The organism is Kitasatospora sp. NBC_00315 (genome assembly GCF_041435095.1).
Classification (GTDB): domain Bacteria; phylum Actinomycetota; class Actinomycetes; order Streptomycetales; family Streptomycetaceae; genus Kitasatospora.
Genome location: NZ_CP108025.1, coordinates 4,342,039 through 4,355,083, shown reverse-complemented (window position 1 = coordinate 4,355,083; position 13,045 = coordinate 4,342,039). Strand labels below are relative to the sequence as shown.

Annotated in this window: 11 protein-coding genes; 6 read left to right on the top strand and 5 right to left on the bottom strand. The window is 71.4% G+C overall.

Annotation, left to right across the window (positions count from 1 at the left end; all coding sequences use genetic code 11):
* Positions 1-84: 84 nt before the first annotated feature.
* Complete coding sequence (locus OG823_RS17790; RefSeq protein ID WP_371480569.1) at positions 85-1,023, bottom strand: DUF1906 domain-containing protein; 939 nt, start codon at positions 1,021-1,023, stop codon at positions 85-87.
* Positions 1,024-1,174: 151 nt separating this feature from the next.
* Between OG823_RS17790 and OG823_RS17785 the strand changes: the two genes are divergently transcribed.
* The gene (locus OG823_RS17785) at positions 1,175-2,386 is read left to right on the top strand and encodes a DMT family transporter (RefSeq protein WP_371480568.1); all 1,212 of its coding nucleotides are present in this window, start codon (positions 1,175-1,177) and stop codon (positions 2,384-2,386) included.
* Positions 2,387-2,503: 117 nt separating this feature from the next.
* Here the strand turns inward: OG823_RS17785 and OG823_RS17780 are convergent, their stop codons facing one another.
* From OG823_RS17780 to OG823_RS17770, 3 genes are all read right to left on the bottom strand, one after another.
* The gene (locus tag OG823_RS17780) at positions 2,504-3,217 is read right to left on the bottom strand and encodes a pyridoxal 5'-phosphate synthase (RefSeq protein WP_371480567.1); all 714 of its coding nucleotides are present in this window, start codon (positions 3,215-3,217) and stop codon (positions 2,504-2,506) included.
* Positions 3,218-3,609: 392 nt separating this feature from the next.
* Positions 3,610-3,939 (bottom strand): hypothetical protein, encoded by a 330-nt coding sequence (locus tag OG823_RS17775; protein ID WP_371480566.1) that lies wholly within the window; start codon positions 3,937-3,939, stop codon positions 3,610-3,612.
* Positions 3,940-4,441: 502 nt separating this feature from the next.
* Positions 4,442-5,806, bottom strand: a complete 1,365-nt coding sequence (locus OG823_RS17770) for an FAD-binding oxidoreductase (RefSeq protein WP_371480565.1) — start codon at positions 5,804-5,806, stop codon at positions 4,442-4,444.
* 223 nt (positions 5,807-6,029) lie between these two features.
* Between OG823_RS17770 and OG823_RS17765 the strand changes: the two genes are divergently transcribed.
* A complete protein-coding gene (locus OG823_RS17765) occupies positions 6,030-6,809 on the top strand; it encodes a dienelactone hydrolase family protein (protein ID WP_371480564.1) in 780 nt (259 codons plus the stop codon).
* A gap of 57 nt (positions 6,810-6,866) precedes the next feature.
* On the opposite strand, the gene OG823_RS17760 is transcribed toward OG823_RS17765, so the two are convergent.
* Positions 6,867-7,982 carry a peptidoglycan-binding protein gene (locus OG823_RS17760; protein WP_371480563.1) on the bottom strand — a complete coding sequence of 372 codons (1,116 nt, stop codon included), beginning with the start codon at positions 7,980-7,982 and terminating at the stop codon, positions 6,867-6,869.
* A 348-nt stretch (positions 7,983-8,330) separates the two neighbouring features.
* Here OG823_RS17760 and OG823_RS17755 point away from each other — a divergent pair, with 348 nt between their 5' ends.
* The 4 genes from OG823_RS17755 (at position 8,331) to OG823_RS17740 (ending at position 12,521) form a co-directional block, all read left to right on the top strand.
* The gene (locus OG823_RS17755) at positions 8,331-8,990 is read left to right on the top strand and encodes an HAD family hydrolase (protein WP_371480562.1); all 660 of its coding nucleotides are present in this window, start codon (positions 8,331-8,333) and stop codon (positions 8,988-8,990) included.
* 195 nt (positions 8,991-9,185) lie between these two features.
* Positions 9,186-10,070, top strand: a complete 885-nt coding sequence (locus OG823_RS17750; RefSeq protein ID WP_371484516.1) for a prohibitin family protein — start codon at positions 9,186-9,188, stop codon at positions 10,068-10,070.
* Positions 10,071-10,699: 629 nt separating this feature from the next.
* On the top strand, positions 10,700-11,689 hold the full coding sequence (locus tag OG823_RS17745; protein ID WP_371480561.1) for an HNH endonuclease: 990 nt from the start codon (positions 10,700-10,702) through the stop codon (positions 11,687-11,689).
* A gap of 259 nt (positions 11,690-11,948) precedes the next feature.
* Entirely contained in the window at positions 11,949-12,521 is a 573-nt protein-coding gene (locus OG823_RS17740; RefSeq protein WP_371480560.1) for a hypothetical protein, read from the top strand.
* The last annotated feature ends 524 nt before the right edge of the window (positions 12,522-13,045 follow it).

Genomic DNA, 13,045 nt, shown 5'->3' with positions numbered 1-13,045 from the left:
TCAGTATCCGCCGACCGTTGCGCCGGTCACGGCTGGGCCACGGTGGCCGGCGCCCGGGCGGCGAGCGGCCGGGCGCGGGCGCGGTCAGGCGGCGACCGGCGCGTCCAGCTGGTCACGGTCGATGGTGAGGGAGGCCCCGCCGTAGGTCTCCTCGACGTTGCCCCGGTACTGGTGGACGCGCTGGTGGCCGGCCCAGAGTTCGGCACCCGGGCCGCCCGGGGCGGCGGTGTCGGTCGTCGGGTGGTCGTCCCACTGGGCGTACCAGAGGGCGTCCGGGAGCGGGGAGCTGCCGGCCCGGGCCGCGGCGGCCAGGTCGGCGACGCCGGAGTCGAGGCTGGAGTAGAAGCCGGAGCGGTAACCGGCCGCGTGCAGGGCCTGGGTCCAGCCGAGGGTGAAGTCGACCACGGCCTGACCGCAGGCGGCGTCCTGCCGGGGGTAGGACTCGATGTCCAGGTACACCGGGCTGCCCTTGCCGAGGCCCACGGCCTTCAGGCCGCGCACCGCGACCGCCGCCTCGTCCCGGCCCTGCTGGACGGCGTTCGCGGGGTCGATGTGCTGGGGCTTGCCGCTCAGCGTGCGGCAGGGGGCCTGGAGGCCGACATGGGTGGGCAGGAACCGCCACCCCATCGCCCGGGCCTGCCGGACCCAGTCGGCGGTCAGGCGGGGCTGAGCGCAGCCGCGCTGGGATCCGCTGGTGTAGACACCGATCACCCCGTACGGCGAGGAGGCGCGCCAGGTCTTCATGGTGTCGAGCGCGGGCGCGGTGCAGACGTCGAATCCGGCGCCGGTGAAGACCTCCCCGCTCCGGCCCGTCGGCGACCAGGCGGAATCCCGCAGGACGGTGCGCCGGATCCGTGGGGCGAGTGGGGTGGCGGCGCGCGGCGCGGCCGCCCGGGACCCGGGCGCCCCTGCGGCGGAGGCGGCGGCGCTGAGCGCCTGCGCCTCGGTACCGGCCCCACCGTCGGTGGCCAGGAGCAGGACGAGGGAGGCGGCGGCCAGCGACGCCGGACGAAGATAGCGCACAGACCATTGGTACTGACGACCCGTCGGGCGCCCGGGGCGACAGTGCCGCTCCGGCCTCCTCGACTCACCCTTTCAGCCGTACTGTCCTGGTACATCCTTCTCGCGGTAACGAGCTTGCCCGCCCTTGACTCCTTACGGCACACTCGCTGACATGCCCGCTCCCCACTCCAGCGCGACCACCGCCCCGGCAGGACCAGGCGGCGTCACCGCCTCCGCCGAGGCCCTGGCCATGCCGTCCGTCCTCCGGGTCGGCAGCGAAGGCGGGCGCGGCGGTGAGCGCGGCGGTGAGCGCGGCGGTGAGCGCGGCAGCGAAGGCGGGCGCGGCGGTGAGCGCGGCGGTGAGCGCGGCGGTGAGCGCGGCAGCGACGGCGGTACGGCGTACGGATCGTCCACGGCGGCGCCCGGCCCCTCGGCCCCGTCGGACGCACCTGCCCCGTCGGGCACACCGGCGGCCGCACCCTCCGGCCGGTGGAGCCCGAAGCCGCTGCGGCGCCCGGCGGGAATCCCGGCGCCGCTGCTCTGCGTCCTGGCCATGTTCACGGTGCAGAGCGGTATCGCCCTCTCCAAGCCACTGTTCGGCCCGCTCGGCGTGGGCGGCACGGTGTTCCTGCGGATCGGCTTCGCCGCGGTGCTGCTGCTCGTCCTCACCCGGCCCCGGCTGCGCGGCCGCAGCCCGCGCGACCTCGGCGCCGCGGCGCTGCTCGGGGTGGCCTCCGGCGGGATGACCCTGCTGTTCGCCGGCGCGGTCGACCGACTGCCGATGGGCACCGCCGCGACCATCGAGTTCCTCGGCCCGCTGGCCGTCGCGCTGGTCTTCGCCCGCCGCGCCGCGCACCTGCTCTGGGCACTGCTGGCCGGCGGCGGCGTCGTGCTGCTCACCCTGTTCACCGGCTCCGGCACGGGTGCCGGCGGCTCCTCGGCCGACCCGGTCGGCCTGGCCTGCGCGTTCGGCGCCGCGGCCTGCTACGGCGTGTACATCCTCTTCACCGACAAGGTCGGCGCGGCCTTCCAGGGCTTCCAGGGCCTGGCCGTCTCGATGACCGTCGCAGCCGTGGCGCTGGCGCCCTTCGGGATCGGCGAGGCCCGGCACGGCCTGACCGCACCCGGCGCCTCGCCCGTCCTGCTGCTGCTCGCGGTGGCCGGGATCTCGCTGCTGCTACCGGTGATCCCCTACGCACTGGAGATGACCGCCCTGCGGCGGATGCCCCAGCGGGTGTTCAGCGTCCTGGTCAGCCTGGAGCCGGCGGTGAGCGCGCTGGTCGGGCTGCTGGTGCTGCACCAGATGCTGGGGTGGCCGCAGCTGGTGGGAATCGGCTGCGTGGTCGCGGCCAGCGTGGGCGCCACGCTCAGCGGGCGACGCTGAGCTCTCCCCGGCTGCCCCCCGGCTGCCCCCTGCGGGCCCGGGGCCGGGCCGGCAGGAGCCGCGGCCGGGCCCCGGGAGCGGGCGTGGCTGCCGGGGCGGGCGTCGACGCGGGGCCGGTCAGGGCCAGAGCAGGGTCCGGGCCCACTCACCGGGGCCGGTACGGGTGTAGCAGAGCCGGACGTGCCGGCGGCTCGCATCGCCCTGCCAGAACTCCACCTCGCACGCCCTCAGCGTGTAGACGGTGTGGGTCGGGACCAGCGAGGCCGACGCGTCGCCGAGAAGCCGGCGGGCCGACACCGCCGCGTCCTCGTACTCCCCGAGCGATGACAGCGGCTCGCTCTGGTGCCCGACCAGGGCGGCCACCCGGGCGCCGGGCGAACGGGTGGCGAACTCCGCCGCCGAGACCTCCGGCGCGGCCGGGCGGACCGTGCCCCGGACCCGGACCTGCCGGCCCTGCAGCGGCCAGTAGGCCGTCATCGCGGCGACCGGGTGGGCGGCCAGCTGACGGCCCTTGGGGCTGTCCGCGTCGATCGCGAACACCCAGTCGGCTCCGGCGGCGTCGACGTCCCGCAGGACCAGCATCCTGGCGTCCGGCACACCGTCGGTGCCGACCGTGGAGAGCGTGACCACCTGCGGGTCGAGGACACCGTCCCGCAGGGCGAGGGCGAGCCATTCGGCGAAGAGCGGCCCCGGGGTCGAGGGCGTGCCGTCCGGATCGAAGGACGGGAGCTCACGGACCATCGGCGGGCGGCCGAAGAGCAACTCGGCCACCGTCTGCGGGGCGCCGTCGGCCATCGGGGGGTAGGCCTGATCGTTCACCTGGTCGCTCACCCTGTATCTCTTTTTTTCGGTCCTGATGCGCACGCGGCTGCGGAGCGCAACGCTACCGGCACGGGCGAGGGTGCGGGCGGGTACGGCCGGGAGTCGGACGTGCCGGTGGGCGACGCCGGTGATCGACGCCGCCCACGGGCCGGTTCGCGGTGACCCTTTCCGCTGCCCGGTGATGCGCCCCGCGTGGCGCTGCCGCGCGGGGCCGTACGGTCTTCGAGCGTCCGCCGCGGGTGCTCAGTTCACCCGTGGCCAGAACTCGTCGACTGCGCGGGCTCCCGTTCGGTACGGGGAGCCGCCCTGGTGCTCGTCGGTCCGGCCGCACCGCTCGGGCCGTGCACACCCACGGCGCCCCCGCCGTCGGTGTGCTGCCCGGTACGCCGCCCGACGCGCCGTCAGGGGAAGACCGGGGCGAAGATCACGTGGAGGTTGGCGTTGGACTGGTCGGCGAGGACGGGACCGGCGTTGTCCTTCACCCCGAGGGTGTTGTTCTGGTTCGAGGCGCCGGAGCCGGTCGCCGTCTGCTGCGTCGCGCCGTAGTTGCCGTCGACGGAGCCGAAGATGTTGCCGCTGCCGACGTTCGACACCGCGCTGCTGTTGGATCCGCCGCCGGCCAGGGCGCCGTTGTCGGCGGCCGCCGCTCCGGCGCCGCCGATCAGCAGGGCCGCCGCGAACGGGACGGCGGCGAGAAGGCCCACCAGGCGAGTGGTACGAGTACGAGCCATGAAATCCTCCATCAATCTGTATGTCGTGTCATAAGTGCCGAAGTTCGCGGCCAGACGAACTCCTGCGGGCTGCGACGCCGAGACCCAGACTTCCGCAACAAATCGACAAAGCACCACCTCCCTCTCGCTATTTCGCCCATTCGCGTGACATTGCAGCCCGGGCGAATAACCTGCCGAGGGTCCGGCACCGGACCGACACACCGCCTCCGAGCTGGCATCTCCACCGAACGGCGGCATCCGGTCGCCCCCTTCGCCGCCTGCCTGGCGGCAGCGCGAGGGGCGCGCAAAAGAAACGGCCCGCGCCACCCCGGCGCGAGCCGTTTACCCATGCGCCCCCGGAGGGGCAATCAGCCTTCCAAGTCGATATGTCACGCCATTGACCGATGAATAAATCATCATCACAATCCATCGGCCGACGATCGCATCTGGATATCAGCGGACATCGGGTGGCCGGCTACGGCGACCGGGTGCGCCGCCGGACCGGAGCAACGCTGGGAACGGCCTAGATCGCCTTGCCCGGGTTGAGGATGCCCAGCGGGTCGAACACCGCCTTCAGCTGTCGCTGGAGCTCCATCGCCACCGGGCCGAGCTCACGCTCCAGCCAGTCCCGCTTCAGCAGACCGATCCCGTGCTCGCCGGTGATCGTCCCACCCAGCTCCAGCCCCAGTCCCATGATCTCGTCGAAGGTCTCCTTGGCCCGGGCCACCTGCGTGGGGTCCTGCGCGTCGAAGATGACGATCGGGTGGGTGTTGCCGTCGCCGGCGTGGCAGACCATGCCGATGGTCAGCCCGCACCGGTCGGCGATCGCGGCCACCCCCCGGAGCATCTCGGCCATCCGCGACCGTGGCACGGCGACGTCGTCGATCATCGTGGTGCCGAGGCGCTCCAGGGCCGGCAGCGCGAGCCGCCGCGCCTCCAGCAGCAGCTCCGACTCCGCCCGGTCCTCGGCCGGCACCACCTGGGTCGCTCCCGCCGCCAGGCACAGCTCGCCCACCGCCGCCAGTTCGGCGGCCGGCTCGGAGCCGTCGAAGGCCACCAGCAGCAGGGCCCTGGTCGACTCCGGCAGCCCCATCCGGGCCAGGTCGTTGACGGCCCGTACGGTGACCGCGTCCATCAACTCCATCAGCGAGGGGGTGAAGCCCCGCGCCATCACCTCGCACACCGCCGCGCAGGCCGCGTCCGTGCTCGGGAACTCCGCGACCATCGCCAACTGCGGTGCGGGCGCCGGGCGCAGCGCCACCACCGCGCGGACCACCACGCCCAGCGTGCCCTCCGATCCGACCAGCAACCGGGTCAGGTCGTAACCCGCGACACCCTTGGCGGTCCGGCGCCCGGTCGACAGCAGCCGGCCGTCCGCCAGCACGACGTCGAGGCCGAGCACGTACTCGCTGGTGACCCCGTACTTCACGCAGCAGAGGCCGCCCGCACCGGTTCCGATGTTGCCGCCGATCGTGCAGGACTCCCAGCTCGACGGATCCGGCGGGTAGGCCAGCCCCGCGCCGGCGGCGGCCCGGGAGAGCTCGGCGTTCACCACACCCGGCTCGACGACCGCGATCCGGTTCACCTGGTCCAGCTCCAGGATCCGGTTCATCTTGACCATCGACAGCACGATGCAGCCGTCCACCGCGTTGGCACCGCCGGAGAGCCCGGTCCTGGCGCCCTGCGGCACCACCGGTACGTGCAGCTCGGTGGCGGTCCGCATGACGTGCTGCACCTGCTCGACCGTCTCCGGGAACACCACCACGGCAGGGGCTCCGGCCTCGCAGAACCCGGCCATGTCGTAGCGGTAGGCGGCCGTGACGTCCGGGTCCACCGCCAGCGCTTCTGCCGGGAGACCCGCCAACAGCCGGTCCATCAGGTCACTCACAGCTCTCTCCGATCGGTCGCCGCCCGGGCTGTCCCAGCGCCCTGCGCACTCTGCCCCGCCACGGGTGCCCCGGCAAGCACCCTTGCGACGAACCGGACGGGAGGAGGCGGTGAATCCCTTGCCCGGAAACACATCTGACATCGCCTCAGTGCTTTCGTCCTGATCTTTGCTCGCTACACTCCTCGCGACACAGCGCGACAACGTTCACCGGAAGAGGTGTCCAATGGCGGACCACACGATCAGCGGGCAGTGGGTGCCGCTCGGAGGCCCGGACGGCCCGGAGGCGTACGTGGCCGGGCCCGAGGGGCGGGAGAGTGCCGGGGCGGTGATCGTCGGCGGCGAGATGTTCGGCGTGAACGCGCATCTGCGCGACGTCTGCCACCGACTGGCCGCGGCCGGCTACACCGCCATCGCCCCGGACTTCTACTGGCGCAGCACCCGCCGCGCCGGGCTGGGCTACGGCGACGAGGTGCGCCCCGAGGCGTTCGGCCTGATGCAGGGCCTTCGGCGCGAGGAGGTCCTGGCCGATCTGGCCGCGGCCCGGGCGTACGGCTCGGACGCGGCCCCCGACGGCGGGACGGCCCTGCTCGGCTTCAGTCTCGGCGGCCACATCGCCGTGCTGGGCGCGAGCGAGCTGCGCTTCGACCTGGTGGTCAGCTACTACGGCGGCTGGCTGCTGGACGGCGGCCTGCCACTGGCCGACCCGGTGCCGCCGGTCGCCAACAGCGAGCGGATCGCCGCGAACACCGGTTTCCTGCTGGCCTTCTTCGGCGCGGACGACTTCGTGATGTCCCTGGACGAGTGGCACCGGATCGGAACCCGGCTGCGGGGCGCCGGCGTCGCCTGCGACCTCGTGACGTACGAAGGCGTCGGACACGGGTTCTTCAACGACGAACGCCCGGCGACGTACGAGGAGAAGACGGCCCACGACGCCTGGGGACGCACCCTCGACGCGCTGGCCCTGCACGTAGGGCGCGGCCGGCCGGACGGCGCCCGCGGCTGACGGCGGGGGAGGACCACCGCGGGTGCCGGCCCGGTGTCAGGGGGCCGGCACCCGGTCTCAGTCCGTGACGGTGAAGCCGTGCCGGGCGCCCAGCTCGCGCAGGCTGCGCTGACCGGGGATGCCGTTGGCGTCCGCCCCCTGGTAGCCCAGCCGGCGCTGGAATCCGGCGTACGCCTCGACGGTCGTGGTGCCGAGCGAGCCGTCCGCCCTGGCCGGGTCGAGCAGCCCCTCGTCGACCAGTGCCTGTTCGACGATCCACACCTCGTCACCGTAGGTCAGGTGTCCCTGCTCCGCGCCCGGGTCCGTACGGGCGGCGGCGACCACGTGCGCGAGCGAGACGGTACGCGGCCCGGGCACCCGCCCCAGCAGGCGGCGCAACGACTCCTCGCCCGGCACGCCGTCCGCGTCCGCACCGGTGAAGCCGAGCGAGCGCTGGTAGTCGGCGTAGTTGAGGGTGTCCGGATCGCGCCAGTCCTCGTCCGGCCCGCTGCGGTAGTGCGAGCCGTACCCGGCGGCGACCAGGGCCGCACCGACCTCCCGCACCTGGGGGCCGTGGGCGCCGTAGCCGTACGGCAGGCCGCCGATCGTGACCTGGCGGCGGGCGGCCCCCGACGCCGGGGCGGACGGGGGCGCCGACGTGGAGCCGCCGGACGCGCGGGCGACGATGCCCGGGAAGACGGTGTCGCCGAACTGCTTCACCCGTGCATCGCCGGGGCAGTCCGTCCCGCCGTCCGACCACTGCGGGAAGAGCCGGTGGTAGCCGTAGCCGGGGTCGTCCCAGGTGCGGCAGATCCGCAGCGGGAGGCCGTGCTGCTGGTGCAGCCAGACACCGAGCGCGATCAGCCGCTCGACCTGCTGCGCCGTCCACGGATCCGAGCTGTCGAGCCTGCTGGCGGTCTCGACGCTGACCGCGCCGGTGCCGTCCGGCCTGCGGTTGGCGTACATGTTGGCGTCGGCGCGCGTCTGCGTCCCGACGAACTGGGCGAGGCTGCCGTCGTACCCCAGGCCGAAGTGCGATTCGAGGTTCGTGCTGTCGCGCCAGTACTCGTAGATCCGCTGGGGCGTCCACGGGGCCGCGATGCTGTGGAGGATGAACTGGGTCGGGACGATGGCCGGCTGAGCGTCCGACTCGGGTTGGAGTTCCATGCGCTCAGCGCCGGGGTACCAGGCCATGACGTGCCTCCTGGATGTGCTGAAGAGCCCTGCCCGGAGACCCGGGAGGGGCTCGCGGGACAGTTCGCCCGCGATCAACCAGCTAAGGGCACAAGTGGAATCCGGAAGACCGGAACGCACTCAAACCGCTCGTACGGGTGAGCGACGAAACGCCTGATGAGAGGGAGTCGAATGCCGGCTCCGTTCTCGTACGGACGATCGCCATGCGGTCCGGGCCCCGTGAGGCGGCCGGCCGGCCGACCGCCCGGCACGCCACCCGGGCCGCCGCCCGACCGGCCCGCGCCGGAACGGGTGGTGACGCCGTGTCGGCCCCCGGGGTGGCGGCCCGGGGCCCGTAGGGTCGGCCGCATGCCCAAGCTCGTCCTGATCGACCTCGACCACACCCTGATCGAGCGCCGGATCCCGGTGGCGGCCTCGACCGCGGAGTTCTGCGCCGCCCGCGGACTCGACGAGAACGCCACCCGACGGGTCGCGGACGCGCTGAAGCGCTCCGCCGGACGGCAGACCTTCGCCGACCTGCGCGAGGAACTCGGCCTGGCCGAGGACGCCGACGAGCTGTGGGCCGGCTACGTCGCCGCCCTGGGCTCCGCCGCCGTCCACCGGCCCGAGACGCTCACCGGCCTGGACCGGCTCAGGGCCGCCGGCTGGACGGTCGGCATCCTCAGCAACGGCGTCACGGACGTGCAGCGTGCCAAGATCACCACGGCCGGGATCCACCACCACGTCGACGCCGTCTGCATCTCCGAGGAGGCCGGGGCGCGCAAGCCCGACCCCGAGATCTTCCGGATCGCGGCCGAACGCTGCGGCCAGAGCCTCTCCCCCGAGACCTGGATGGTCGGCAACAACCCGGCCACCGACATCACCGGCGCCGCCGCGGCCGGCATCCGCTCGCTCTGGATCTCCGCCGGCCGCCCCTGGCCGGGCCCGCAGCCGGCCCCCGACCACTGCGCGCCCGACGTCGCCTCGGCCGCCGACCACCTGCTCACCCTGGGCGCCGCCCCGGCCTGAGCGCCCCGCGTGAGCAGCGGGCGTGAGCAGCGGGCGTGAGCAGCGGGCGTGAGCAGCGGGCGTGAGCAGCGGGCGTGAACGCCCCGCGTGAACAGCGGGCGGGGCACCGGTGAACTTCGGCCGAACCACCCGCCCGGGCTCCCCGGCGTCCCTAGGCTGCGGCCGTCCTGGCACCGCAGACCGAGAGACGTGACGATGCTCTACCTGTCCACCCTGCTGCTCATACTCGGCATCACCCTGATCGTCCTCAGACGACGCCGGACGATCTCCCGCGCCGCCGGCCTCGGCGGTTTCCTGACCGGCGCCCTCGGGCTCGTCCTCGGGCTCAGCACCTTCACGTACGTCGTCGAACCGTACGAGGTGGGCGTGCCGACCACGCTGGGCAGGATCGACGGCGTCTGGCAGCCCGGCCTGCACCTGAAGACCCCGCTGACCGACGTGACCACCTTCACCACCCGCCCGGCCGACCTCGACCTCACCGGCGACGACACCGTGGAGGTCCGTTCCTCCGAGGGCGGCGTCCTCTACGCCGACCTCACCGTGAAGTGGTCGGTCGACCCCGAGCACGCCCTCTCGCTCTACAAGCTGGCCGGCAGTTCGGACGCCGTGCAGCAGCGCCTGGTCCTCCCGGACAGCCGGGAGATCGTCCGCAACGTCTTCGCCCGCCACACCGGCGTCGAGGGCTACACCTCGCAGCGCGAGGCGATCAGCGCCGAGATCGACAAGCTGGTCACCGAACGGCTCGGCCCGCGCGGGATCCACGTCAACGGCGTCAACCTGCGCAACGTCCGGCCGAGCGACGGCCTGCAGAAGGCGATCGACGCGAAGATCACCCAGGACCAGAGCACCGCCCAGGCCGAGGCCGCCGTGCTCACCGCCAAGGCCGAGGCCGAGAAGCGGAAGATCGACGCCGACAGCACCGCGGCGGCCAACACCGCGATCGCCAACTCACTGACCGACAAGATCCTGATGAGCCAGTGCATCGAGGCCTTCAAGGCCGCCGCCGAGAAGAACCCCGTCTACGCCAGCCCCTGCGGCAGCACCGGCACCCCGGTGATCGTGGACGGCACCAAGCGCTGAGGCCGCGCCGCCCCGGGAACGCCGACGGCCCCCGACCACCGTGGTCGGACGCGGGCCGCCGGGCGGCGGAGGACCGCACCTCGGCCGACGCGCCGGTCAGGGGTCCGGCCGGGCTTCGGCCGGTCGGACCGATACTGGCTATCCGACGCGCCGACAACGGCACCTTGGGACACCCCGGGACAGAAACGCGAAGGGCGGGTGCCGGAAGCTTCCGGCACCCGCCCTTCGAAGGTGTTTCTCCCACCAGCGGAGAGCGTGGGATTCGAACCCACGGTGAGGGGTCACCCCACGACAGTTTTCAAGATCAATCACTGAAGCAAGTCATGCACCAGCATTGACCTGCGCAGAGGCAGTGAGCCAGCGTCCCGCTGCGTACCCATGGCCCACAGTCAGCCCACGATGCCGAGACATGAACTCATGGCCTCTTCATCCCGAAGCAACCTGGGCATTCGCCCGACGCGGAGTAGGAGCCTCGCCGACCTGCAAGGACGGTACCTGGGCGTCCGTGGTTGTACGCCAGAGTGTGTGGCCGTTGTAGCGCGGTTAGACACTCACTACCCGAGTGCGCGGACTGGTTCCGGTCGCTCATGGCGAACCACATGTCTGTGCCAAGTCCTATGCTAAGCGCCATGGTTAAGGGAGCGATTACTCGCGAGTCAGTGCTCAAGGCGGTCGATGAGTACGACCGCTTGGGCCAGGATGCCTTCCTCTCCACCTACGGGTTCGGCCAGGCTCGCAACTACCTGCTGGTTCACGAGGACCGGGAGTACGACTCCAAGGCGATCGCCGGCGTGGCACACCGGTACGAGTACGGCACGGCGTTGCTGCCCACGGAGTTCCACGGTGGCACCGCGGAAGCCGTCGCTTGGCTCGAACGGCTCGGCTTCGCAGTCAAGTCCGTCCGTAACCCGGACTGGGCCTGGGATGAGATCGTCCTCGCTTGCGCCGTCACGGCGGACAATCACTGGAAGGGGCTGAGCGCCACCGACCCTCGCGTGGCGGAGCTGTCCAGCCTGCTGCAGATCCTCCCGATTCACGGGCTCTCGTCTCGAAACGACACCTTTCGCAACGCCAACGGGGTCGCTCGCAAGACCTTCGACATCGCCACTCGTCATCCGGACTACCAGGGCAAGCCCACCAACGGCGGCGCCATGGACCTCGCTGTCCTGCAAGCCTTCCTGGACAGCCCACTAGAGATGGCTGCGGCGGCGCAACTGATCCGAGCCGGCATCCTGGCGGGTGACCTGCAGACGGCGCCGCTGGCTGATGAAGACCTGGACGACTTCGATGCGCCGGAGGGTCGACTTCTGCTCCGCAAGCACCTCGCCCGTGAGCGGAACCGTGCCCTGCGCCGACGGAAGATCGACTCAGTGTTGAGCCGCGGCCAGCGCCTCGCCTGCGAAGTTTGCGACTTCGACTTCCAACGGGCATACGGTGAGCGAGGCGCGGGGTACATCGAGTGTCACCACGTGGTCCCGCTCCACGAAGCAGGCGAGAGTCGAACCAAGCTCTCGGACCTTGCCTTGATCTGCGCGAACTGCCATCGGATGGTTCACCGTCGCGCTCCGTGGCCAACACCGGAGGAACTACGGGTCCTCATGGCGCAGGCGAAGGCATAGGACGCCCCGAAGAACAAGTTCTGATCGGGTAGCGGGCTGGTCAGCGGCCGGAGACGCCTCCGGTGCGCTGACCAGCCTCTACCTGGTCGGTAGCTGTCAACGTTGGTTAGCGCTGGTTGGCCTCATACGACCCAAAGACGGCCCCGGGCCTCACCACCCGGGCCCGTCTGCGTTGGTTGGCACCTTGCAGGCCGGGAGTTACGCCACCAGTGGCCAAATCCGCTTGATAGGCGTCAGCCTGTGCGGAACCCTCGGAGACATGGACGACACCGCTGATGAGATCGAGCTGTCTCGCATGCTGAGTGGAGCACTCGGTCGCGTGGTTCAGGCCGCTTCCTCTCTGGAGAGCGAGCTCCGCACTGTGGCCGCAGCACTTCTCGACACCAAGTACGCGGCGGTTGTGGTTGCTGGCCAGCCGGCCAACTGGCTGCTCGACACGATTCAGGCTGTTGCGAAGGTCCACGATCGCGTCAGTGAACAGAGTCTCTTGGAGCTGCAGGGCGTCTCGACCCGGATCAAGAAAGCACTGGAGGGAAGGAATCGCCTTGCCCACGGCGTCTGGGGCACAGATTCCGATGGCTCAGTCGTCTCCCACACGAGCCGTTACCGGCGTATCCACTGGGAGAAGACACCAGTGACCCTAACCGGGCTTCAGGAGCTTGCGTCAGAGATGCTGACGCTCACCACCAGTCTTCACCTCTGGGTGATGAACGCCTTGCCGCCCGAGGCCAGCAGCAATGAGGTGCAACTGCGCTGGGAGGACTACCTGCGCTCTCTCCCGCCAGAGGAGCTACTGGCGCTTGTTCAGCGCCGACTAAACGGGACGCCGTAGCTGGGCCGGTAAACACCTGCATCGCCGGACTCACGCGCGGGTGGTGGTGTCTCAATGGCCGAGGTCGAGTGTGCGAGTGCGCTCTGAGCTTGGGAATCTTCGCCAAGTCCACTGCGCCAAAGTAGCTCTGAGCAGGCAATATGCTCTCGCGCGCTGCCCACCCGGGGTCCGACTGCCGCCCGGTAATGCCCGTGGTTTACCGCTCGATTCCGTCCGTTGGGGCACGCATGGGGCACGGCAGTCGGAGTAAGTTCGCTACTCCCACGGCGCCCTGGGGGTAGTGCCACCACTGGCCCGGGTCGCGCACACCTGGCAGACGCTCGGGTGCGTGATGTTGAACTGCTTGGCGGTGGCGACCAGAGTCTTCACGCCGCAGAGCGTTTTGGGTGCTGATCGGTCGGTCCATGCGTGCATCACGCCGGCTGGTTGGAGGTCTCCACCTTCGGCTCTGATCGCGTCAACGTAGGCAATCTTGAGGTCCATCCGGTCAGGCTATGCCTTCAAGCGCACGCAAGGGGGGAGTT

Excerpts from the sequence above, each read along its gene's own strand:
- OG823_RS17785 (WP_371480568.1), top strand. The coding sequence starts at position 1,175 with ATGCCCGCTCCCCACTCCAGCGCGACCACCGCCCCGGCAGGACCAGGC.
- OG823_RS17775 (WP_371480566.1), bottom strand. The coding sequence starts at position 3,939 with ATGGCTCGTACTCGTACCACTCGCCTGGTGGGCCTTCTCGCCGCCGTC.
- OG823_RS17765 (WP_371480564.1), top strand. The coding sequence starts at position 6,030 with ATGGCGGACCACACGATCAGCGGGCAGTGGGTGCCGCTCGGAGGCCCG.
- OG823_RS17760 (WP_371480563.1), bottom strand. The coding sequence starts at position 7,982 with ATGGCCTGGTACCCCGGCGCTGAGCGCATGGAACTCCAACCCGAGTCG.
- OG823_RS17755 (WP_371480562.1), top strand. The coding sequence starts at position 8,331 with ATGCCCAAGCTCGTCCTGATCGACCTCGACCACACCCTGATCGAGCGC.
- OG823_RS17750 (WP_371484516.1), top strand. The coding sequence starts at position 9,186 with ATGCTCTACCTGTCCACCCTGCTGCTCATACTCGGCATCACCCTGATC.
- OG823_RS17745 (WP_371480561.1), top strand. The coding sequence starts at position 10,700 with ATGGTTAAGGGAGCGATTACTCGCGAGTCAGTGCTCAAGGCGGTCGAT.
- OG823_RS17740 (WP_371480560.1), top strand. The coding sequence starts at position 11,949 with ATGGACGACACCGCTGATGAGATCGAGCTGTCTCGCATGCTGAGTGGA.